This window comes from Rothia terrae, assembly GCF_014705925.2.
Taxonomy (GTDB): domain Bacteria; phylum Actinomycetota; class Actinomycetes; order Actinomycetales; family Micrococcaceae; genus Rothia; species Rothia terrae.
Genome location: NZ_CP061539.1, coordinates 1,649,233 through 1,671,081, shown reverse-complemented (window position 1 = coordinate 1,671,081; position 21,849 = coordinate 1,649,233). Strand labels below are relative to the sequence as shown.

The 21,849-nt window shown below is 52.5% G+C and carries 15 protein-coding genes; 9 read left to right on the top strand and 6 right to left on the bottom strand.

All coding sequences use genetic code 11. From position 1 onward, the window contains the following. The first annotated feature begins 29 nt into the window (after nucleotides 1-29). Nucleotides 30-977 carry a sugar-binding transcriptional regulator gene (locus IDM49_RS07690; RefSeq protein WP_190724078.1) on the top strand — a complete coding sequence of 316 codons (948 nt, stop codon included), beginning with the start codon at nucleotides 30-32 and terminating at the stop codon, nucleotides 975-977. Here the strand turns inward: IDM49_RS07690 and IDM49_RS07685 are convergent. Then, nucleotides 960-1,871 carry a LysR family transcriptional regulator gene (locus IDM49_RS07685; protein WP_190724077.1) on the bottom strand — a complete coding sequence of 304 codons (912 nt, stop codon included), beginning with the start codon at nucleotides 1,869-1,871 and terminating at the stop codon, nucleotides 960-962. The two genes, IDM49_RS07690 and IDM49_RS07685, sit on opposite strands and share 18 nt — an antisense overlap. A 156-nt stretch (nucleotides 1,872-2,027) precedes the next feature. On the opposite strand from IDM49_RS07685, the gene IDM49_RS07680 reads away from it, so the two are divergent. The 5 genes from IDM49_RS07680 to IDM49_RS07660 all read left to right on the top strand — a co-directional run bounded on the left by IDM49_RS07680 (nucleotide 2,028) and on the right by IDM49_RS07660 (nucleotide 8,632). Next, nucleotides 2,028-5,513: a bifunctional proline dehydrogenase/L-glutamate gamma-semialdehyde dehydrogenase gene (locus IDM49_RS07680; protein ID WP_190724076.1), complete on the top strand. Its 3,486-nt coding sequence runs from the start codon at nucleotides 2,028-2,030 to the stop codon at nucleotides 5,511-5,513. 334 nt (nucleotides 5,514-5,847) lie between these two features. Beyond that, complete coding sequence (gene gcvH, locus IDM49_RS07675) at nucleotides 5,848-6,234, top strand: glycine cleavage system protein GcvH (RefSeq protein WP_168615153.1); 387 nt, start codon at nucleotides 5,848-5,850, stop codon at nucleotides 6,232-6,234. A gap of 294 nt (nucleotides 6,235-6,528) precedes the next feature. Next, nucleotides 6,529-6,981, top strand: a complete 453-nt coding sequence (locus tag IDM49_RS07670; protein ID WP_168615152.1) for an FHA domain-containing protein — start codon at nucleotides 6,529-6,531, stop codon at nucleotides 6,979-6,981. Further along, nucleotides 6,981-7,739, top strand: a complete 759-nt coding sequence (gene ftsR, locus IDM49_RS07665) for a transcriptional regulator FtsR (RefSeq protein WP_190724075.1) — start codon at nucleotides 6,981-6,983, stop codon at nucleotides 7,737-7,739. Before IDM49_RS07670 ends, ftsR begins: the two co-directional genes overlap by 1 nt. Nucleotides 7,740-8,044: 305 nt before the next feature. Continuing rightward, on the top strand, nucleotides 8,045-8,632 hold the full coding sequence (locus tag IDM49_RS07660) for a MerR family transcriptional regulator (protein ID WP_190725453.1): 588 nt from the start codon (nucleotides 8,045-8,047) through the stop codon (nucleotides 8,630-8,632). Nucleotides 8,633-8,706: 74 nt separating this feature from the next. Here the strand turns inward: IDM49_RS07660 and IDM49_RS07655 are convergent, their stop codons facing one another. Beyond that, nucleotides 8,707-9,531: a ParA family protein gene (locus IDM49_RS07655; RefSeq protein ID WP_190724074.1), complete on the bottom strand. Its 825-nt coding sequence runs from the start codon at nucleotides 9,529-9,531 to the stop codon at nucleotides 8,707-8,709. Nucleotides 9,532-9,875: 344 nt separating this feature from the next. Here IDM49_RS07655 and IDM49_RS07650 point away from each other — a divergent pair, with 344 nt between their 5' ends. Together IDM49_RS07650 and IDM49_RS07645 are read left to right on the top strand one after the other, a co-directional pair. Further along, entirely contained in the window at nucleotides 9,876-13,325 is a 3,450-nt protein-coding gene (locus IDM49_RS07650; RefSeq protein WP_190724073.1) for a pyruvate carboxylase, read from the top strand. Nucleotides 13,326-13,519: 194 nt separating this feature from the next. Beyond that, nucleotides 13,520-14,929 (top strand): mycothione reductase, encoded by a 1,410-nt coding sequence (locus IDM49_RS07645; protein ID WP_190724072.1) that lies wholly within the window; start codon nucleotides 13,520-13,522, stop codon nucleotides 14,927-14,929. 73 nt (nucleotides 14,930-15,002) lie between these two features. On the opposite strand, the gene IDM49_RS07640 is transcribed toward IDM49_RS07645, so the two are convergent. The 4 genes from IDM49_RS07640 to IDM49_RS07625 form a co-directional block, all read right to left on the bottom strand. Further along, nucleotides 15,003-15,395 carry a hypothetical protein gene (locus IDM49_RS07640; protein ID WP_193836647.1) on the bottom strand — a complete coding sequence of 131 codons (393 nt, stop codon included), beginning with the start codon at nucleotides 15,393-15,395 and terminating at the stop codon, nucleotides 15,003-15,005. A 1,861-nt stretch (nucleotides 15,396-17,256) separates the two neighbouring features. After that, on the bottom strand, nucleotides 17,257-17,406 hold the full coding sequence (locus IDM49_RS07635) for a hypothetical protein (protein WP_168615541.1): 150 nt from the start codon (nucleotides 17,404-17,406) through the stop codon (nucleotides 17,257-17,259). 254 nt (nucleotides 17,407-17,660) lie between these two features. After that, nucleotides 17,661-20,063 (bottom strand): AMP-dependent synthetase/ligase, encoded by a 2,403-nt coding sequence (locus IDM49_RS07630; RefSeq protein WP_190724070.1) that lies wholly within the window; start codon nucleotides 20,061-20,063, stop codon nucleotides 17,661-17,663. Between the two features lie 8 nt (nucleotides 20,064-20,071). After that, nucleotides 20,072-20,818 carry an alpha/beta hydrolase gene (locus tag IDM49_RS07625; RefSeq protein ID WP_190724069.1) on the bottom strand — a complete coding sequence of 249 codons (747 nt, stop codon included), beginning with the start codon at nucleotides 20,816-20,818 and terminating at the stop codon, nucleotides 20,072-20,074. Between the two features lie 320 nt (nucleotides 20,819-21,138). Here IDM49_RS07625 and IDM49_RS07620 point away from each other — a divergent pair, with 320 nt between their 5' ends. Beyond that, nucleotides 21,139-21,843, top strand: coding sequence for a lysophospholipid acyltransferase family protein (locus IDM49_RS07620; RefSeq protein ID WP_228008043.1), 705 nt, complete (start codon nucleotides 21,139-21,141; stop codon nucleotides 21,841-21,843). The last annotated feature ends 6 nt before the right edge of the window (nucleotides 21,844-21,849 follow it).

Sequence of the window (21,849 nt, the reverse complement as noted above, 5' to 3'; positions counted from 1 at the left end):
GAACGATTGTGCATTGTAGAATTAATTTTATGCACGAACGTTCACAGCAGGCTTTTATTGCCGCTGAGCTTTATTACATGCAGGGGCAGACCATGGATGCCATTGCTGAGCACCTGGGTATTTCGCGTCCTAGCGTCTCTCGTCTGCTCAAAACGGCGCGTGAGGAGGGCATCGTGCGCATTAGTCTCAACGATAAATATCGCGCCCAAGATAGCTTGTCCCAGCGCATTTCTGATCAATATCGCGTGCGCGCTCGAGTGGTGGAGACCACCGCGCGCATGACTCCTTTGACCCGTATGGATAAAGTAGCGCGTATTGCTGCGGAGGTTTTTGATAGCTATATCAACGATGGCACTATTGCCGGTATTGCCTGGGGCTCTACGGTGAGTGAGGTGGCTAAGCACCTGCACAAGCGTCCGGTCGCTGACGTCACCGTGGTTCAGCTAAATGGGGCGGGCAATGCTAGACACACAGGTATTCCATATTCGGGCACAATCTTGGGTTCGGTGGCTGAGGCTTATGGGGCGAAAATGGTGCATTTTCCGGTGCCCGCATTTTTTGACTTTGCAGCTACTAAGGATGCGATGTGGCAGGAGAGAAGTGTTGCCGGCGTTCTCTCGGTGCAGAGAAAAGCAGATGTTGCCCTTTTTGGAATCGGCGCTTTTGGTGGCGCTATTCCTTCTCATGTGTATAGCGGTGGCTATTTCGACAGTGAGGAGCTGGCTACTATTCGCGCGCAGGGGGTAGTGGGGGATATGTGCACTCTTTTATTGCGCGACGACGGTAGCTATGCGGACCTCGAGATTAATGCGCGAGCTACCGGGCCGACCCCTGCCGAGCTTGTCAAAATCCCACGACGCGTGTGCGCGGTGTCAGGTAATCACAGGGTAAAAGCGCTGAAAGGTGCCTTGAACACCGGCGCAATTACAGATGTGATTATGGATTCTCAGTTGGCAAAACTATTGGTCGAAAGCTGAGTTTTTCTTGTGTTGGGCCGCCCATTTGAGGGCAGTCTTCACTGCTGTGATAGATAGCTGTTCACTGTTTTCTTCCCGAGATACCGCATAGATTTTGCGGTGATACTGATGAGATGTCTTGAGCATGGTGATGTTATCTAGATTTTGCGCGGTTCGCGCAATGAATCCGGGGATAACCGCTGCGGTGTAGCCCGCCTGTACCAGGTGTACGTGTGTCATGACGTCGTCAATTTCGTACTGAATCTTTGGATCAAAGCCTTCAGAGCGACAAAGATTAATGGCCCATTCGCGACTGGTGTTGCCCTTATTTTCCAATACCCAGGGGATTTCACTCGCTTGCTTGAGATGCATGATTCCCGCATCTTCGGCAGTGATGGCATAGAGCGGATCTTCTGCGATGAGATCGTAGGCGAGTTCGGGAATTTCTGGGATGTAGTAGCTGGGGTAGGTTTCGGCAATGGTGAGGTCGAACTCTCGACTTTTTGTAAGACTTAACCCGATCTCCGGTTCGATTTGAACAACATGCAGGGTGACTTGCGGTGCGTGCTGCTGCAGATGTTCAAGAGTAAGCGGTAAGAGGGCTAGGGCGGCAGACTGAAAAATCGCGATGCGTACGGTGCCTGCTGGTTCACCGCTGAGCCTTTCCATTGCCGTTTTCATAGAGTCAAACTCTTTGAGTACTGAGCGGGTGCCGTCAACGAGAACTTGACCTGCAGCGGTAAGCTGCAACCTGCGTCCTACATGAGTAAGTAGGGGAGTGCCAGCCTCTTTTTCGAGCTGTGAAAGCTGTTGAGATACGGCCGATGAGGTGAGGTGTAGGGTTTTTGCTGCGGCTGCAACAGTGCCGCGTTCGTGAACTTCTAGCAGCATATTGAGTCGGCGAATATCGTACATGGTGACGGCTTTCTCGCGAGGTTACAAGGTGTAGCTATAGTTAAGAAATATTTAACTAATCATATAAGAATAATTTAATTTTACTAAAGGCGTGATGTGGAGCATAATTGCCTAGGACACAGTTTTTACAACGACGTAAACGAAAGGCTCTAGATTATGAGCGAGAAAGTATTCGCAGATGAGCGCTACCAGAAGATGGCACACGACGCCGTCGCGCTGGCAGAGCAATGGGTGAGAGAATCCCAGAGCGTACCCAGCGATCCGGCAGCTGAAAAACTTGCCGGTGTCCTGAAAGACCCTCACGGCCTTGAATTTACTGTGGGCTTTGTGGACAACGTTGTTCGCCCTGAAGACAAGGTAGTTGCAGGTAAGAACCTCGGACGTATTGCACCCATCGTTCCCTCATTCTTGCCCTGGTACATGAAGTCAGCTGTGGGACTCGGCGGCAAGCTCGCTGCTCAGGCACAGTGGCCCACCGTTGATATCGCGCGCGCTGTGCTCCGCCAGATGGTTGGCCACCTCATTGTGGACGCTCGCGACGAGAAGCTCGGTCCCGCCATTGAGCACCTCACCGCCAGCGGCAACAAGCTCAACGTTAACCTTCTGGGTGAGGCAGTGCTGGGCGATAAAGAAGCAGCGCGCCGCCTGAGCGAGACCAAGCGTCTGCTCTCCCGCGATGACATCGACTACGTCTCCATTAAGGTGTCATCTGTGCTCGGCCCGCACTCACACTGGGCATTCGATGAAGCAGTGGATTACGCCGTCAAGAGCCTCACTCCTCTCTACGAACTGGCTGCAAACGCTCCCACCAAGAAGTTCATCAACTTGGATATGGAAGAGTACAAAGACCTCGATATGACCATCGACGTCTTTACCAAGATTCTTGACCAGCCACACCTTAGGAACCTTGAAGCAGGCATCGTTCTTCAGGCCTATCTGCCCGACACTCTGGACGCAATGCAACGTCTTCAGGCATGGGCTGCACAGCGCGTTGCTGACGGTGGCTCACGCATCAAGGTTCGCCTCGTCAAGGGCGCAAACCTCTCCATGGAAGTTGTTGAAAGTGTCATCCACGGTTGGGAACTGACCACCTGGGATTCCAAGCAGCTCACCGACACCAACTACAAGCGCATCCTCGACTACGCACTGCGCCCCGAACACACCAAGAATATTCGTATCGGTGTTGCTGGCCAGAACCTGTTCGACGTTGCCTTCGCCTTGCTACTGTCAGAAGACCGAGGCGTCGAAAAAGACATCGAATTCGAGATGCTCATCGGTATGGCATCGCAGCAGGCAGAAATTATCCGCCGACGCGTCGGCCACCTGTTGCTGTACACCCCCGTGGTACGCCCCGAAGAATTCGACGTGGCAATCTCATACCTGGTACGCCGACTTGAAGAAAACGCATCTAGCGAGAACTTTATGAGCGCCGTCTTTGACCTCAACGACTCCGAAGAGCTCTTCAATCGTGAAAAGAACCGTTTCTTGCGCTCGCTGAACTCAGTGACGGATGAGGTTCCCGGCCCAAAGCGCGCTCAGAACCGTTTGACCGAAACCCGCGAAAACGTCTTTGTTCCGCGCGGAAAATTCGAGAACACTCCCGATACTGACTCAGCGCTGGTCGCAAACCGTCAGTGGGGTCGTGAGATCCTCAAGCGTTCAGAAAATACCGATCTTGGCATTGCAACTCTGAAGGCTAACGAGGTCAGCTCTAACGAGCAGGTCGTAGAAATCATCCTTGATGTTGTAGAAGCATCGAAGAGCTGGGGTGCGCTGTCAGGCAAGGAACGTGCAGACGTTTTGCGCAAGGTTGGCGTTGAGCTGGCTGCCCGCCGCGGTGAACTGCTAGAGGTCATGGCTGCCGAAGCCGGTAAGACTCTCGACCAGGGTGATACTGAGGTCTCAGAAGCAATCGACTTTGCTTACTACTACGCAATGCTCGCGGAGCAACTTGAAGAAGTTGACGGTGCAGAGGCTATTCCGGTTCACCTAACGCTGGTTGTACCGCCGTGGAACTTCCCGACCGCTATTCCTACCGGTGGCGTGCTCGCAGCACTGGCTGCTGGCTCCGGCGTTATCTTCAAGCCCGCGTCCAACACCGCTCGCACCGGCGCTGTTATTGCAGATATTCTCTGGAGTGCTGGCGTTCCCAAGAACATCATGAAGCTGGTCAAGTTCACCGATCGTGAGGCTGGCAAGTATGCGGTATCGCACCCTGCTGTTGACCGCCTGATTCTGACCGGTGGTTATGAGACCGCTGAGACCTTCCGTTCATGGCGCAAGGATCTTCCCTTGTTCGGTGAGACCTCAGGTAAGAACTCGATTATCGTCACTCCGAACGCGGATCTCGACCTGGCGGTGAAGGACGTTGTTTATTCAGCTTTCGGTCACGCAGGTCAGAAGTGCTCGGCTGCATCCACCGTTATTCTGGTGGGTTCGGTTGCAACCTCAAAGCGCTTCCGTAATCAGTTGCTCGATGCTGTGTCATCACTGCACGTAGCGCATCCGCAAGACATCAAGTCAGAAATGGGTCCGGTTATTGCTGAACCTGAAGGCAAGCTGTTGCGCGGTTTGACCACCTTAGGTGACGGCGAGCAGTGGGCTATTAAGCCCCAGCAGCTTGATGAGACCGGACGCCTGTGGTCACCCGGTGTTCGCAGCGGTGTTAAGCCCGGTAGCGAATACCACATGACCGAGTACTTCGGCCCGATTCTTGGTGTTATGACCGCTAAGACTCTCGAAGAGGCAATTGAGTTGCAGAATGCACCCGATTACGGTTTGACTGCTGGTTTGCATTCGTTGGACGCTGATGAGCTGGAACTGTGGCTCAGCAAGGTTCAGGCGGGTAACCTCTACGTCAATCGCGGTATTACCGGTGCTATTGTGCGCCGTCAGCCTTTCGGTGGCTGGAAGAAGTCAACTGTGGGTTCGGGTACCAAGGCCGGTGGCCCCAACTACCTGGTTGCTTTGAGCGATTGGAAGTCCGCTGAATCTCAGGCATCGCAGGCGCCTTCTTCAGTTGGTGTTCGTGAGACTCTGGCGACACTGCGTGAACCGACAGCGGTCAACGGTGAGCAGCTTGATTACCTCTCACGCGCAACGTCATCAGATGCTGAAGCATGGGCTTTGGAATTTGGCGCTAAGCATGATCCTTCACAGCTAGGCGTGGAGCGTAACATTCTGCGTTATGTTCCTCAGAAGGTTCAGGTTCGTGCTGATTCAACTGCGGACCTTGCTCAAGCTCTGCGCGTTGTCTTGGCGGGCGTGGCAGCAGGTGCTCCCTTGCAGTTCTCCACTGCAACCGATGTACCCGTTGCAACTCACGGTGCTCTGGAGAACGCTGGCGTTGAGATCGTCGTTGAAAGCGATGAGGAATACCGTGAAGGTCTGCGCAAGCTGGCTGGTAAGTCAATGCGCGAGCTCGAGGACACTCCACTCGGTGGCTCACGCATCCGCTACATTGGTGATGACGAGCTGGGCATTTACGAAGCTTTGAACGGTCGTCCCGATATTGCGGTTTACTTCCAGCCTGTTACCGAATCAGGCCGCGTAGAAATGCTACCTTTCGTCAAGGAGCAGGCAGTATCTATCACTGCGCATCGCTTTGGTAACCCTGACCGTTTCTCAGAAGCTGTCATCTAACAAAGCCGTATTAGCTAACTGGGATAACTAGTTGGCAAAACTGAATATTCAGAAGAAGAGGCGTAGCTTGCACTGGTGCAGGTTGCGTCTCTTCTTGTCAGAGGGCGCGCAACTGGAACAGGGCAGGCATAAGAAGCATTGGGTATATTGCGTTAAGCACGTGAACTCTTAGGAAAATTTGACCGGCTCAACTGCATTGCGCATCACAAATACGTGTTGTCTGTGACATACTTTTACTTGTGTTTTTATGCAGGTTCCCTCACCTGCGCAACCACTCATACTGCCCTTCACGCACGGGGCGCATCGCACCAATTAGCGAAAGGACTCATAGACCATGAGCAACATTCCCGCAGAACTTAAGTACACCGCTGAGCACGAATGGGTAGCAGCTGTTACTGCTGAGGGCACCGTTCGTATCGGCATCACCGACCACGCGCAGGACGCTTTGGGTGACGTTGTTTACGTTGACCTTCCTGAGGTTGGCGAATCATTCGATGCAGAGTCAACTTTTGGCGAAATTGAGTCAACCAAGAGCGTCTCAGATTTGTTCTGTCCCGTCTCAGGCGAGGTTGTTACCGTCAATGACGCTCTTGATACTGATCCTTCACTGGTGAACTCCGATCCTTACGGTGAAGGCTGGCTCATTGAGCTTCATCCCAACGACGAAGGTGACCTTGAGAACCTTTTGACTGCTGACGCATATGAGCAGGAAATCGCCTAACACTTGCGGTCAGTAGGGCACACGTGCCCGCCGTAAGAGGAAAACCTGTGAAAAAGCCCCGCTACGATGCGGGGCTTTTTGCGTGTGAGTTGCTTTGCAGACCGTGTAGAAGGGAGCAAGCTTGAGTGTTTTTGCTCGTAGTAAAGCACCAGAAATATGTATCTGGGAGAATGCCCGCTAAGATTAAACAAGAGATTTACTGTTTACCGAATCGTTACCAAGTTACCGGTGCGGCAAGCAAGTCTTGAAACTCCCCACAGCATACAGCACGATACTTTTTGCGAGGAATCCCCAATGACCCAAAACCACGAAGCACACCCGGCAACATCAACTATTTCGCTGGGCAACGTTGAGTCACTTGGCAACAACACTTTTGCGTTGACCCCCGAAGAATCAGATACCATTGCGACTCTGCCTGCAGGCTCGGCACTTCTGATCGGTATTGAAGGTCAGGTGAAGGGAACTCGTTTCTTGCTGACCGTTGAGCAGGACCAGAACGGTGCTGATCAGCCGATCGTTGCAGGCCGCAAGCCCACCAGTGATATTTTCCTGGACGACGTCACCGTTTCGCGTGAGCACGCTGTTTTTGTTCCCAATGCGGGCACCTTCATTTTGACCGATGGCAACTCATTGAACGGCACCTACGTCAACGGTGACCGTGTTGAAGAAGCCATCTTGAAAAACGGCGATGAAATCCGCATCGGTAAGTTCCACTTTGCTTTCTACCTCGGAGCACGTCAGAACTAATGACTGAATCCCCAGAAAATTCTGTTGATACAACGAGCTCATCGCGAGACCTGAAGAACAAGACTATCGGTCAAGTATTGAGCCAGTTGGACGCTGATTTTCCGGGTATTAGTGCCTCTAAGATTCGTTTCTTGGAAGATAAGGGCCTCGTTTTTCCGCAGCGCACTAATACCGGGTACCGCAAGTATTCGCAAAAAGATATTGAGCGTTTGCGGTATATTCTTGAGCTTCAGCGCGATCAGTATTTGCCGTTGAAGGTGATCAAGGCCCGCCTTGAGGCCGTGGATGATGGGCGCATCGCATCTCCCTATGCTGAAGTGAAGTTAGATGAGCAGGGTGATCCTCCAGCTCGTGAAGACGTTTCTTCTACACCTCAGGCGGCGGACGTAGAGCCCGGTGGTACGTACACCATTCGTGAGCTCGCAGCGAAAACCAATAGCGATTTGGCGACTTTGCGTGAGCTTATGAACTTCGGTTTGATTCGCGAGGTTGATGGCGTTTTTGACGAGTACGATGTTGTCGTTGCTCAGGTGTGCGCTGAGCTCGCCTCGCACGGTTTGCAGCCGCGTCACCTGCGCTCTTTCAAAGCTGCAGCTGAGCGCGAGGTTGGTCTGATTGAAACCGCTGTGGCGCCTTTGGCTTCGCGTAAGGACGCCGGTGCTCAGGCGGTGGCTTCTAAACGTGCTGGGGAGCTTGCGCAGTTGTGTCTTCGTCTTCACATGGCGTTGGTGGCAGCATCCATGCCAAGTTACGACTAGAATAGGTACGCAGATAATTTCAGAGCGTGAAATGTGAGGGACGCGAGCGTGCTCCCCATTTTGTGCTTTAAAAATCCGACCGCAACCTGCGTGTTAATTCCGATGCTGAGTTAAGGCGCGTTTTAAGCTGGCTAGTACGTGGTTTTCAGTTGCACGGCAAATATGCTGGCAACCGGTACGATGGTAGCTAGTGCACCATATCGATGATGGAAGGAAGAATCGTGGCTAATGACTTTTCAGCCGATGAGCCTGTGAATGGTTCCTCTGTTGCATCATCGCATCTCGGGGTTGCTCGTGAGGTGCCTATGGATCAGCCTCTGCTAGGTTTCGACGACGTGATGCCGCAGCAACCCCCGCAGGGTGAGCAGGGCGTCCTATTTGATGACCCCGTGAGTCTGGTTGATGAGAACCTGGGATACCGCGGTCCTACTGCGTGCAAAGCCGCTGGTATCACCTATCGTCAGCTTGATTACTGGGCTCGTACTCAGCTTGTGGAGCCCACGGTGCGTTCAGCATCCGGTTCTGGTACCCAGCGTCTGTATAGTTTCCGCGACGTTTTGGTTCTCAAGATTGTAAAGCGCCTGCTTGATACCGGTGTTTCACTGCAGCAGATTCGATCTTCGGTTGAGCACTTGCGTACCCGGGGTGTTGAAGATCTTGCGGGTATTACTCTGATGAGCGACGGTGCAAGCGTTTACGAGTGCACCAGTGCCTCTGAGGTTATTGATCTTGTTCAGGCTGGTCAGGGCGTCTTTGGCATTGCTATTGGACGCGTGTGGCGCGAACTTGAAACTAACCTGGCGCAGTTGCCGGGCGAGACCACTGTTGAAGCTGAAGAAGAAGTTCACGACGAACTCTCAGCGCGACGCGCGCGTAAAACTCAAGGTATGTAAGCATTTCTTATTTGAAGATCACTAAAAGGGCGGCTCTTAATGGTTGAGAGCCGCCCTTTAGTGTAAAGATTTAGTTAGCGGTCTGTGGTAGCTGTCTCTGTGGAAACTGTTGGCTGTGCTTCTGCCAAGAGTCCTGCCAAAAGGCGAGTATATAGTTGCGCATGCTCGGAGAGATCGCTTTTTCTCCAGAAGTGCAGGGGGAAAGCGGCGCCGTGTGCGGATTGCACCTCAGGAGTTTCTGGTAGCACAGTGTGGGCTACGAGATCACCGTAGGTATCGCGTAACTCGTCCATGCGAAAGCGATGTTCGGGGCTGTTGCGATTGTATCTATTCACCACGATGGACGCAGACTCTACTCGATAAGGGGAGTTCGCTTCGAACTGGGCAATTGCTCTGAGGGTGCGTTCGGTGCCGGCAACTGAGAATAGCGTGGGTTCTGCAATTGCAATGACGCGGTCGGAGGTAGCCCACGCGGTGGCTGTTAGACGCGAAAGCGTGGGCGGGCAGTCAATGAGGATGAGATCAAAGTCCTCTTTGATACTCTCTAACTTTTGGGACAGAAGGTAGAGGGTCTGCTTATAGGTCAGCGCATCAAATCGGGAGCTCATGGCAGAACCGCGCAAAACCTTAATATCAGCGCCCTCGGGTAGCGGCACGCGTCCCCATGCACTTGTAGAGAGCGCCTTGTCAAAACTGATGTTTTTATCCAACAGTGCGGTGCCGACATCGCAAGCTGTGCGTGTGTCTACGGCGAGTCCCGTTGAAGAATCTGCGTGCGGATCAAGGTCAATCACAAGCACGCGTTTTCCCTGCGCTAAGGCCGCAGATGCAAGACCTAATGTCACCGATGTTTTTCCGACGCCGCCTTTGAGGCTGCTGATGCTGATGGTGGTGGTCATGGCGACGAAGTCCTTACATGAGGGGAGCGGGGCAAATGATGCGTAGACACCTTATTGTAGTTGAAAAAATGGTAACAACACCGGTAGGTAATCGTTGAAAGCCGGGGTCATCTGCAGGAACGCTAAGTGACTCAATCGCACCATGTCTATACCTAGATAGATACCCCTGCGCATCTCGTAAATGATGAACGTCACAAAAAGTTAAGTCGTTACGCATCTGCTGTTCGATATGCGAAAAAAATACTCGTTTTAGCGCAACTCACAGTTATAGTGGTGGTGTTCACACAGTGTGGAATGGAGCTTTGACCTTGTCAGCGAGATCGAAGCGGAAACGGATAAATTGAATGTTTAACAAGATTCTTGTTGCAAACCGTGGCGAAATTGCCATTCGCGCGTACAGGGCAGCTTACGAGCTCGGTGCAGAGACTGTTGGCGTTTTCCCTTACGAGGACCGTCACTCGATTCACCGTCAGCAAGCCGATGAGGCCTACCCCATTGGCGAAGAGGGGCACCCCGTCCGCGCTTACTTGGACGTAGATGAAATTATTCGCGTTGCCAAAGAAGCAGGCGCGGATGCTATCTACCCCGGCTACGGCTTTCTTTCTGAGAATCCTGAGCTTGCGCGAGCGGCTGCTGATAACGGAATTACTTTTATTGGCCCGCCCCCCGAAGTTCTAGAACTGGCAGGTAATAAGGTAGCGGCGCTCAAGGCCGCGCGCCGTGCCGGAATTCCGGTTCTGAAATCATCGGAGCCGTCAAAGGATATTGACTACCTGCTTGAAGAAGCAGAAAAAATTGGCTTCCCGATCTTCGTTAAAGCTGTTGCAGGTGGTGGCGGACGCGGTATGCGCCGCGTTGAAACCCGCGATGCTTTGAAGGATTCGCTGGAAGCTGCGATGCGTGAGGCAGACACTGCTTTCGGTGACCCCACGGTCTTCTTGGAGCAGGCGGTATTGCGTCCTCGACACATCGAGGTGCAGATTCTGGCTGATAGTCAGGGAAATATCGTTCATCTTTTTGAGCGAGACTGCTCACTGCAGCGTCGCCACCAGAAGGTTGTTGAGATCGCTCCCGCGCCGCATCTTGATGAAGAAATTCGTCAGGCGCTGTTCCGCGATGCTGTAGCTTTTGCAAAGGAGCTGGGCTACACCAACGCAGGTACCGTTGAGTTCTTGGTTGATACCGCCGGCGAGCGCGCTGGTCAGCATGTCTTTATTGAGATGAACCCGCGCATCCAGGTGGAGCATACCGTTACTGAAGAAGTCACTGATGTTGATCTGGTGCAGTCGCAGATGCGTATTGCTGCTGGCGAGAGCCTTGAAGATTTGGGTATTCACCAGGATGAGTTGCAGGTGCGCGGTGCGGCGATGCAGTGCCGTATCACCACTGAAGATCCTGCTAACGGGTTCCGTCCTGACGTGGGTAAAGTGTCGTACTACCGTTCAGCGGGTGGCTCCGGTATTCGCTTGGATGGCGGTACGGTGTACACCGGTGCGCAGATTTCGCCCCACTTTGACTCCATGCTGGTTAAGCTCACCTGCCGCGGACGCGATTTTGGTGCTGCCGTGCAACGCGCGCAACGTGCTTTGGCGGAGTTCCGTATTCGCGGTGTTGCCACTAATATTCCTTTCTTGCAGGCTGTTCTGAAAGACCCGATTTTCCAGGCTGGCGACGTCTCGACTCCGTTTATCGATGAGCACCCCGAATTGCTGAACACTAAGGGGTCATCTGATCGCGGTACCAAGGCTTTGCAGTACTTGGCGAATACTACGGTCAATCAGCCTCACGGTGAGCGCATTGAAGGTACGGACCCGCGTCTGAAATTGCCTCGATTCCCCGGTGATAAGCAGGAAGAACCGTTCCGTACTCCGTTTGATGCTTCTGATCATGAGCCGCCTGCGGGCTGGCGTCAGAAGTTGCAGGAGCTTGGGCCGGAGGGCTTTGCGAAGTACCTGCGCGACTACAAGCCGGTAGCGGTAACCGATACAACCTTCCGCGATGCTCACCAGTCTATTTTGGCGACGCGTGTGCGTACCCGCGATTTGTTGGCGGCAGCTCCGGCTGTAGCTCATACCACTCCAAACCTCTTCTCGATGGAGGCTTGGGGCGGTGCAACCTACGACGTTGCTCTGCGCTTCCTCTCTGAGGATCCGTGGGAACGTCTGGCGCACCTGCGTGAGGCTATGCCTAACATTCCGATTCAGATGCTTCTGCGCGGCCGTAACACCGTGGGCTACACACCGTACCCCACCGAAGTAACCGATGCTTTCGTGGCTGAGGCTGCTGAAACCGGCGTCGATATCTTCCGTATTTTCGATGCTTTGAACGATGTCTCTCAGATGGCACCGGCAATTGCCGCTGTGCGCAAGACGGGCACCGCCGTAGCTGAGGTAGCGATGTGTTACACCGGCAACTTGCTCGATGAGAATGAGACCGTCTACACGCTGGATTACTATCTCGACCTCGCGCAGCAGATTGTGGACGCCGGCGCGCACATCCTTGCTATTAAGGACATGGCTGGGCTGTTGCGTCCTGAAGCAGCTCGACGATTGGTCACCGCTTTGCGCGAGCGTTTTGATCTGCCTGTTCACCTGCACACGCATGATACTGCAGGCGGTCAGGTGGCAACGCTTCAGGCTGCTGTTGAAGCTGGCGTGGATGCTGTTGATGTGGCTACCGCGTCAATGGCAGGTACTACTTCTCAGCCGTCCTTCTCTGCTTTCTTGGCTGCAATGGACGGAACTGAACGTGCTCCTGAATTTGAGATGGACGCGGTTTTGGCACTTGAGCCTTATTGGGAAGCGGTTCGTGCGATCTACAAACCGTTTGAGATGGGTCTGAACTCACCGACCGGACGCGTGTACAACCATGAGATTCCTGGTGGCCAGCTGTCTAATCTGCGTGCCCAGGCGACTGCTCTTGGTCTGGGCGATCGTTTCGAGGCAATTGAGGATATGTACGCTGCGGCTGACAAGATGCTCGGTCATATTGTGAAGGTGACCCCGTCATCTAAGGTCGTTGGCGATCTCGCTTTGCAGCTGGTCGGTATGGGCGTTAGCCCCGAGGACTTCGAGAAAGATCCCCAGAACTTCGATGTTCCGGATTCAGTTATTGGCTTCCTCAATGGTGAGCTTGGTACTCCGCCTGCCGGTTGGCCCGAGCCTTTCCGTACCCGTGCTCTTGAGGGACGTAAGCTTTCTAAGCCTCAGGTTAACGAGATCTCTGATGAGGATGCTCAGGCACTGGCAGGGGATTCGCAGACCCGTCGCGCAACCCTCAACCGTTTGCTCTTCCCCGCGCCCGCCCGTGAGTTTGAAGCAATCCGTGAGGAATTTGGCGATGTGTCGATTTTGCACACCCGTGACTTCCTGTACGGCATGATCGAAAACCGCGAGCACGTCATTTCATTGGGTAAGGGCGTTCGCCTGATTGCAACCTTGCAGGCAATCTCTGAACCCGACGAAAAGGGCATGCGTCAGGTGATCTGTACTCTCAACGGTCAGTCACGCACTGTGGAGGTTCGTGATCACTCGGTGGAATCTAACGTGAAGAGCGCTGAAAAGGCGGATGCGGCTAACCCCGGTCACGTGGCAGCTCCCTTTGCCGGTGGCGTCACTATCACCGCGCAGGTCGGCGACAAGATCGAGGTTGGCGATCAAATTGCGACTATCGAGGCGATGAAGATGGAAGCATCTATTACCTCACCCGTCGCAGGAACTGTGGAGCGCGTTGTTTACAACGAGGTCTCCAACGTTCAAGGCGGCGACCTGCTGATCGTGGTGAAAACCGACTAACCTCTAGCGAGAAAAACTTACCCGGTTCTGTGCTTTACACCCGATTTTTCGGGTATATTGCACGGGATCGGGTAACTTTTTTGCCCGCGCACCGCCGATTCGCAACCAACAAAGAGCCGACCAGCCGGGAACAAAAACGCTCTAATCGATGTTGATACAGTAGTACAAAAGACCCCTGCAGAAAGGGCACACGAATGGGCACCCAAGAATTTGACCTCATCATTATCGGCTCAGGCTCCGGTAACTCACTGATCGACGGGAACTGGGATAACAAAAAAGTAGCCATCATCGACGGCGGAACCTTCGGCGGTACCTGCCTTAACTTCGGTTGCATTCCCACCAAACAGTACGTTTACCCGGCAACTGTTGCACACACCGCTGAACATATCGACCACCTGGGTGTGAAAGCAAAAGTTACCGACGTGAACTGGTCAGCGATGCGCGACCGCATCTTTGCGCGCATCGACGCTATCTCCAACGGCGGCCTAGACTACCGCAAGGGCCTGAACAACGTCACTGTCTTCGAAGAATACGCCCACTTTGTCGATACCCATACCCTGGAAACTGATTCTGGCGCTCGCCTGAGCGCACCCCAGATTGTGCTGGCAACCGGGTCACGCTCAGTACTTCCCAACGTTCCCGGTATCGATTCATCCCTGGTGCATACCTCGGACACCGTGATGCGCATTGATGCGCTGCCTGCCCGCGTCCTGATTCTCGGCGGCGGATTTATTGCAGCCGAATTTGCTCACGTCTTTAACGGACTGGGAGCAGAGGTTATTCAGGCGCATCGCTCTGATGTTTTGCTCCGCAAAAATGACTCTGAGATTTCTCAGAAGTTCGCAGAACAGGCAGCCAAGCAGTGGGATCTACGCCTAAACCGCTCGCTCAAAGAAATTCGTGAGAACTCGGATGGGACTGCAACTGTCACCTTCAAGCACAAAGGAAAGATAGAAGAAATCGAAACCGATCTGATTCTTGTGGCCACTGGACGCCGTCCCAACAGCGATACGTTGGCTGCTGAAAAGTTCTTTGACGTCGATGAGAAAACCGCCCTGGTGAGTGTTGATGCTGCCCAGCGCGTTCTCAAAGACGGTGAGCCCGTTGACGGTATTTTTGCGCTGGGCGATGTCAGCTCGATGTACCAGCTCAAGCACGTGGCTAACGCCGAGGCGCGTATCGTGCAGTACAACCTGGTTCATCCCGAGACCATGCGAGAGACTGACCACCGCTATGTTCCTGCGGCTGTCTTTACTCACCCGCAGATTGCGCATGTGGGTCTGACCGAAGAAGAAGCTCGTGAGAAAGCTCAGGACGAGGGCTTTGAGCTTGCTGTTAAGGTGCAGAACATTGGCGATGTTGCCTACGGCTGGGCGATGGAAGATTCTGTAGGCTTCGTCAAGCTACTTGCCAACAAGAAGACCGGTGAGCTACTAGGCGCACACATTATGGGTGAGGAAGCCTCGAACCTCATCCAGCCCATTATTCAGGCGATGAGCTTCGGTCTTTCTGCGCACGAGATGGCGCGAGGTCAATACTGGATTCACCCGGCATTGAGCGAAGTCATTGAAAATGCATTGTTGGGACTAGAAACCGAAAAATAGAAAACTGTTATTAAATAATTGCGCCGTTGAAGTCATCTGAGTGATTTCAACGGCGTTTTATTGAGTGAATAGATTACTTGCTGACGATTTTTTGAGTTGAGCTACGGTAAGTGAGTACCTGCCCGGTGCTGAGAGCGACTGTCACGATAGAAAACACCGCTACTGACACAGCTCCTGCTACTTCTCGGGGAACATCGGTGTAGTTCACCGCAAATCTTCCTGAGCCGCCAGTGGTGTATGACTGGCAGCCTGCGGCGGTAGTGGTGTAGGTTCCGCTACCGGTGTATTTAAGGTTCACATCCCAAGCCTTACGGGTGACTCCATCTGAATACACCGTGTCTTGGTTATTTTGAGTATTCGTGACGGTGGATGACCATCCTGCACGCGGAAGAGTCGAATCTGCGCCCTGTCCGGTCTCCGGTTCTGGCTGAGTAGTCCAAGTGACAGAACAGCCGACACGGTGCACTGACCTGATTTGTTGTAGCTTGAGCTGGTATTGCCGATGAAGAAAAAACCGTTACCCTGAGCGTTTTGTCCTTGGTGATTTTCAATGAACCACTGTTCGTTAACGCTGATTACAGTAACACCCGCTGGCAGGTTATCGACGTATACCTGCTCACCAACTGAAATCTGCATATTTGTTTTCTGGGTGTCAGTAGTGCTTGTGGCTGCAATACCCCAGCGGGTTGTAACGCCACCGCTCGTGCGAACAGTAGGGGTTCCGCAGCGCGATGCTGCATACGCCGGTACTAGAGTGGTTGCGGCAACGGCTGGTGCCGCCCATGCCGCGCCCTTTGCGAGGGACCGTCGCGAAACTGTTGTGCTCGTTGTGTCTCTTTTCTACAAGGGGGACTTCTCGGCTTGCCCACCCCAACAGTGTTCGCCGATAGTAAATTTTGTTTAATGAAAACTTTACTCCGAAAAATATTAGGCTATCAATTTAATTCTGCGTAAATCACTCATTTTATGTATTAAAAAATTGCAATAAAAATATAAATTTACTTTTTTTATTTTCAAAAACAGAAAAAGAGCGGTATTTTGTAGGGGGTATTCAGCTACTTTACCGTTGGGTAGTTTATGTATTTTTTATCTTAGCTATTCGCAGCCTCTTGCTGAAGGGGATGGCGCCTATGAAGGCTCGAGGTGGCAGGTTTGAGCTGGGTATCGCCGTAAGGTGCAAGTCGGTGCAGCTGTGGTGGATGAGGGGAGTCTTGCCTGATGTAGCCTATTATTCCGGCGGTGAGCGGTGACAAAACAATGGGCTCGGGCTGGCGGTGAATGGGATGATACGAGGGAAACGCTGGGTTTACCTGCTATTGAAGGGTGTGTTGGGAGAGATGGGTGAGAACTGGTGGCTTCTGTATTTTTGTTGAAACAAAAAACGGGGGGGGGGCACTCAGAAAATCTGAGTGACCCCCCCGTTTTTATCTAGCTCAGCTATTGAAGCGCCAGGTGTCTGATACGTCTGCGCTAAAACGTCATAGCGATCAGTGATAAGAAATGTAGTACATGACTACGGTTAGCTTCTGGTGTTTGATGAACAGGAGGCTATGAGGATTAGCCAATCTGAACAGGAGCTGAGAAGGACTTGAGGCCGGTGGTGTTTGCAATACCAGTGATGCGGTACTTCTTGCCACCTGAAGTGTATTCCAGATTGAAAACACCTTTGGTTACAGGAATCGTTGGGGTATAAGTAGCTGCGTAGGGTGAGGTTGGCGTTTGAATATTCTTAGATTCAAAAATTGCCAGGGGTGTACTGCCCAGTCGAATACCCTTACAGCCGTTGCCGCCATAATTGACCAGCTCTGTATTTGCTACAGCGGCATCGCCAGTGTGGGTTACAGCCCATGAGCTGGCACAGAGGTGCCACCGAAAAGATCGGTGCCGGAGTGCTTTTCAACGTACTTGGTACCAGAAATGTAGGTGTGGTTGGTCCAGTTAGCCGTTAGGCGTGCTGAAGAACCTGCAGAGGTCCAAATCTTATCAACGCCGCCAAAGTCGGTGGTGTTGATTAAGCGGGATTCGGAATTTGTTGCGGGGACATCGCTGTATTTAGCGGTGGTGCCTGACTGGTAAGCGGGTAGGAAGTTGCAGCCGGTAATAGTTGCGTAAGAAGTAGTACATGCAACGTTGGTTATGTCGGTGGTGTGACCGTTGCCTGGATCGTAAGAACCAAATTCGTACCAACGTGTATTGTTGGCATCGTTATCAACTCGGTTGGGCGTCCAGATGGTGTAGTTGATTGCGGTGATAACGGTATCGGCAGGCAGGTTGATGACCGTTGCTGATCCGTCGAAGGTGCGGTACTGAACGCCTGAGGCTGAGCCTCAAGCGATGTTTGAGTTGACCGGTAAATCCAGCATGCTTGGGTCGCATTTTGATGATGCGTAAGCGGGAATGGCTGTGGTTGCTGCCACTGCGGGTACTGCTCGCGCTGCTCCTTTGGTGAGGGATCGTCGCGAAACTCCTGTGCTCATGTTATCTTTTTTCTACCAGGGGGATTTCTCGGCTCACGCACCCCAATAGTGTTCGCCGATAGTATAAAGTTTGCTTAGTATAAACTTTACCCCTTGTTATATTTAGACTTCAATTTAATGTGAAGTGAAAAAGATAACTTTACTTATTTAAACTTGAAATAAAACATAAGTGTACTTGTTTAAATTATTTCAAAAATAAAAGAAGAGGGATGTTTGTTGAAAACACCCCTCTTCATTGCCGTTGAGTAACTTATTTACTTCTTGCTATTGGCGTCCTTGCTATCAGCAGGCGTCGACTCAACCTGAACCCAGTCGCCCTGACCCTCGGTGCGCTGTGACGCATAGTCTTCGCCCTCGGGTACCAACGACATGGACGCGGTCGCCGGGGACGTCTGCCCTACAATCACCTCGTGCTCTGCACGTGAAGGCTTCTCAGACCCGACAGGCTCAACCACGGTAATATCTGCGGGTGCCTCTGAGGCATCGGGCTGAGCTGACGGCTGCTCGGTAAAGTCCGCGGAATCTTCATCCAACGGCTCTGAGGCGGGAAGCCCCGTTACAACCTGCTCAACCTGCTTGGACTCGCCCAACAGACCTGCAGCAGCCGCGTCCTCATCGGTCACAGCAACCCAAGTCTCGCCGTCTACATCTAGCGTCTCTTCAATAGGGGTTTCTGCATCATCGATAGCTTTAGCATTCTTGGGAGAGTACTTCTGTACCTTCTCGCCAAACTCGTGCAACTTCTCGGCTGACTCAGCTTTAAAGGCCTGGTACTTTTCATTCCGCTCAGCGCGGTACGCCTGGAACTTCTCACTGCGCTCATTCATTGATTCGCGAGTGCGGTTGTACATATCTTCAATGTACGAGCTGAAATCTTGCAGAACCTGCGGACGACGAACCTTCATAGACGGAGTCAAATGCCCTTCTTCTTCGGTGAAATCTTTATCGGTGATGCGGAACTCGCGAATTGACTCAGCCTTAGAAACAAACGCGTTGGCTTCATCAATAAACTTCTGGATTGCTTCGCGCACCGTAGGGTTGGTGGACGCTTCCTTAGGCGTGAGCGTGCGCGGCAGTCCAAGATGCTCCAGCTCATCGGGCAATACTTCAGGATCGAGCGTGATCAATGCTGAAATAAACGGCTTCTCATCGCCCACCAGCATCGCTTGGCTCACCAAGGGAGAAGTGCGAATGTGTTCTTCAGCAGGAGCCGGAACAACATTCTTACCGCCGGCGGTCACAATAATCTCTTTCTTGCGACCAATGATAGTTAGGTGGTTATTCTCATCGATGCGCACAAAGTCGCCGGTACGTAGCCAACCATCTTCGGTGAATGCCACCTGATCTTCTTCGGGGTTATTGTAGTAGCCCAAAATAACGCCGACGCCTTTGACCTCGAGTTCGCCGTCTTCAGCTAAGCGGACGCTATTGCCGGGGATAAGCGTTCCTACATCACCGATTGCAAAATCGCGGATGCGACCCACCGCCAGTGGAGCGGTGGTCTCGGTGAGGCCGTAACCTTCGACTACCTGAATACCAACTGCGTGGTAGAAGTGACCCAGGAGCGGTGCTAGGCGTCCACCACCGGATACAGCGAACTTCACGGCACCGCCCATAGCATTGTGGAGCTTCGAGTAAACGAGTTTCTGATAGAAGCGGTACTGCATCTCTAGCTTGAGCGGAACATTGCCGGCAATCTTTGCCTTAGACCACGCAATGGCGACATCGATGCTGCGGTTGAACAGAGTCGAGTTCAGCTTGCCGCCCTTTTCGGCCTTCTTAACAGCTCCTTCGAAGATCTTCTCGAAAACGCGCGGCACCACCAGTAGCATGGTGGGTTTAAAACTGTCCAAGTCGCTTGCCAAGTTTTTGATATTCGGGCTGTGACCAACGACCACACCAGCGTCCAGTGCCAGTACCTGAATAAGGCGCGCTAGAACATGTGCCAGCGGCAAGAAAATAATCGTTGAATTGGTCTCGTTAGCGATTTCAGGAATCGTGAGCTTGGTGTTTGCTGAGAGCCGCACAAAGTTACCGTGAGAGATAGGGCAACCCTTGGGGCGTCCGGTAGTACCAGAAGTGTAAACAATCGTGGCGATATCATCGAGAGTACGGGAGGCACGACGCGCCTCCACCTGCTCATCGGTAATATCAACCGCATCCTGCTCCAGAATCTGCAGATCCCCGCGGTCCATCACCCACATAAATTCCAGCGCGCTCAAATCTACGTCTGCGTTCTCAAGGTTGCGAGCCTTTTCAATGGTTTCAGCATTGGAATCTTTTTCAACAATGACTGCCTTAGCACCTGAATGAGAGAGTGCCCAACCAGCCTGCGCAGCAGATGACGTCTCGTACACAGGAACGGAAATCGCACCGGCATACCAAATAGCGAAGTCAACCAGCGTCCACTCAAAACGTGTGCGGCTCATAATGCCCACGGCATCACCGGGTTCAATGCCGGCTGCCATCAGACCTTTTGCAAGCTTTACCACCTGGGCTTTGAACTCTGTGGCGCGTACGTCCTGCCAGTTACCCGGTGATTTTTGGACGCGGTACAGCACCGGGTTAGAGGAATCCTCAACCTTGCGTTCCAAAATGGTGGTGATGTTCTGAGCCGGGTCGGTCAAAACAATTTGCGGTGAATTTATTTCTTGCATCAAAGCCTCTATCGGGATGAATTATCGAGCTCTTCGATGAACTCTAATGAACGGGCAAAAATCGTGGGTGCATCGTAATCAAGTGTGGCAACGTGGTAGCTGTTATCCAAATGTACGACGCGAGTGTGCGGGAGACACTGTCGCAGGTGCTCCACCGAGCTTACCGGAATGACATGGTCTTCACGGGATTTAAAAACCAAGACCGGGCAGATAATAGACCTCAGCGATCTACGCGCCTCCTTGCCCAGTAGATGCAACTGCCGAACGGACAGAAGCGGAGTCGCTTGATAGCCGTGCTCATCGGTATCTGGTTTTTGGATGTCAGATCCAATGGCATCTAGCGCGGGAGTGAACCTGGCGAGTAGGTGAGCGAACCGCATCGTTGGCTTCATATCCTTCACAAAAGGATTGACTACAATCACGGCATCGACATCGCGTCGAGCTGCTTGCACCAGAGCCAAGGTGCCACCCATCGACAACCCAAACACGACTACCTTGCGTTTGCGTTGTTGCAGACGCCAATACGCCTGATCAACCGCCTCAACCCAGTCCTGATAGGAATAAGTATCCATATCCTGCCAGGTTGTTCCGTGCCCGGGTAAAAGAGGCATCTCAACGGCGTAGCCGCGATCAGCAAAAAACTCAGCGACAGGACGCATCGAAAAAGTAGAGCCGGTAAAACCATGAAGAACAAGCACACCCACTGAAGAATCCGTGGCGTGAGACATCGGCTCGTGTAAAGATAATGGGTCCATAGTTCCTCTTCAGCTCTGGGCTCTTAACGGTGAATTCTACGAAACTAACTGCACCATATTATTTCATGAGATACCCCAGAAAAATAACGCAACACCGCCGCAGTTTAGTATCTGAACATTGCACCACTCACCGGTATCGCTAGAGCTCACGTAACCTTGCAAACCAACACATTCGCAACCGCCCAAAATAAGCTAAAGTGGACGCGTACGATGACGCAATAAACGAGCGTACAACACCAAAGAGAACACTCTTTCTCGATACAACAAACGAGGTCACCATGCTGTACATGTTCCTGAAGAAAGCTTTCGTAGCGCCCCTCATGAAAGCGCTTTATCGCCACGAAGTGACCGGTCTTCAGAACCTCCCACAACACGGGCCAGCAATTATCGCCAGCAACCATCTTGCTTTTGGTGACTCGATTTTTATCCCTCTAGCGAGCCCTCGACAGGTCAACTATCTTGCTAAAGCGGACTACTTCACCGGTACCGGTATCAAGGGCAAAATCGTTAAAAGTTTCTTTACCGGCGTAGGGCAAATTCCTGTCAACCGTGAAGGCGGTACCAAGAGCGCATCGGCTGTGGAGCTTGGTCTCAGCGCCCTGCGCGATGGCAAGTTCCTGGGTATCTACCCCGAAGGCACACGCAGCCCCGACGGGCGCATTTACCGGGCCAAGACAGGTGTGGCAAGACTGGCTCTGGAAAGCAAAGCACCCGTTATCCCTGTAGGACAGATCGGTACTAGCGACGTTCAGCCGGTGGGTTCAAATGCTGTAAAGCTTCGTAAAAACGGTCAAAAAATCACCGTCAAAACCATCATCGGCGAACCCATTGATCTCAGCCCTTACTACGACACGAAGGATTCCTACGAAACCCTGCGAACCGTCTCAGACCTCATTCTGAGCGAAATCCAAAAACTCTCGCAGCAGGAGTACGTTGATGTCTACGCATCCAGTGTTAAGAACCTGATGAAAAAAGAAGGCATCTCGGCCGAAGAAGCAGTACAAAAACTTACTAAAAACAAATAACTGCAT

Bases quoted from the DNA above. Each gene is read 5' to 3' on its own strand.
- gcvH (WP_168615153.1), top strand. From the start codon at position 5,848: ATGAGCAACATTCCCGCAGAACTTAAGTACACCGCTGAGCACGAATGG.
- IDM49_RS07645 (WP_190724072.1), top strand. From the start codon at position 13,520: ATGGGCACCCAAGAATTTGACCTCATCATTATCGGCTCAGGCTCCGGT.
- IDM49_RS07625 (WP_190724069.1), bottom strand. From the start codon at position 20,818: ATGGACCCATTATCTTTACACGAGCCGATGTCTCACGCCACGGATTCT.
- IDM49_RS07650 (WP_190724073.1), top strand. From the start codon at position 9,876: ATGTTTAACAAGATTCTTGTTGCAAACCGTGGCGAAATTGCCATTCGC.
- IDM49_RS07680 (WP_190724076.1), top strand. From the start codon at position 2,028: ATGAGCGAGAAAGTATTCGCAGATGAGCGCTACCAGAAGATGGCACAC.
- ftsR (WP_190724075.1), top strand. From the start codon at position 6,981: ATGACTGAATCCCCAGAAAATTCTGTTGATACAACGAGCTCATCGCGA.
- IDM49_RS07685 (WP_190724077.1), bottom strand. From the start codon at position 1,871: ATGTACGATATTCGCCGACTCAATATGCTGCTAGAAGTTCACGAACGC.
- IDM49_RS07655 (WP_190724074.1), bottom strand. From the start codon at position 9,531: ATGACCACCACCATCAGCATCAGCAGCCTCAAAGGCGGCGTCGGAAAA.
- IDM49_RS07620 (WP_228008043.1), top strand. From the start codon at position 21,139: ATGAAAGCGCTTTATCGCCACGAAGTGACCGGTCTTCAGAACCTCCCA.
- IDM49_RS07690 (WP_190724078.1), top strand. From the start codon at position 30: ATGCACGAACGTTCACAGCAGGCTTTTATTGCCGCTGAGCTTTATTAC.
- IDM49_RS07635 (WP_168615541.1), bottom strand. From the start codon at position 17,406: ATGAGCACAGGAGTTTCGCGACGATCCCTCACCAAAGGAGCAGCGCGA.
- IDM49_RS07670 (WP_168615152.1), top strand. From the start codon at position 6,529: ATGACCCAAAACCACGAAGCACACCCGGCAACATCAACTATTTCGCTG.
- IDM49_RS07630 (WP_190724070.1), bottom strand. From the start codon at position 20,063: ATGCAAGAAATAAATTCACCGCAAATTGTTTTGACCGACCCGGCTCAG.
- IDM49_RS07660 (WP_190725453.1), top strand. From the start codon at position 8,045: ATGGATCAGCCTCTGCTAGGTTTCGACGACGTGATGCCGCAGCAACCC.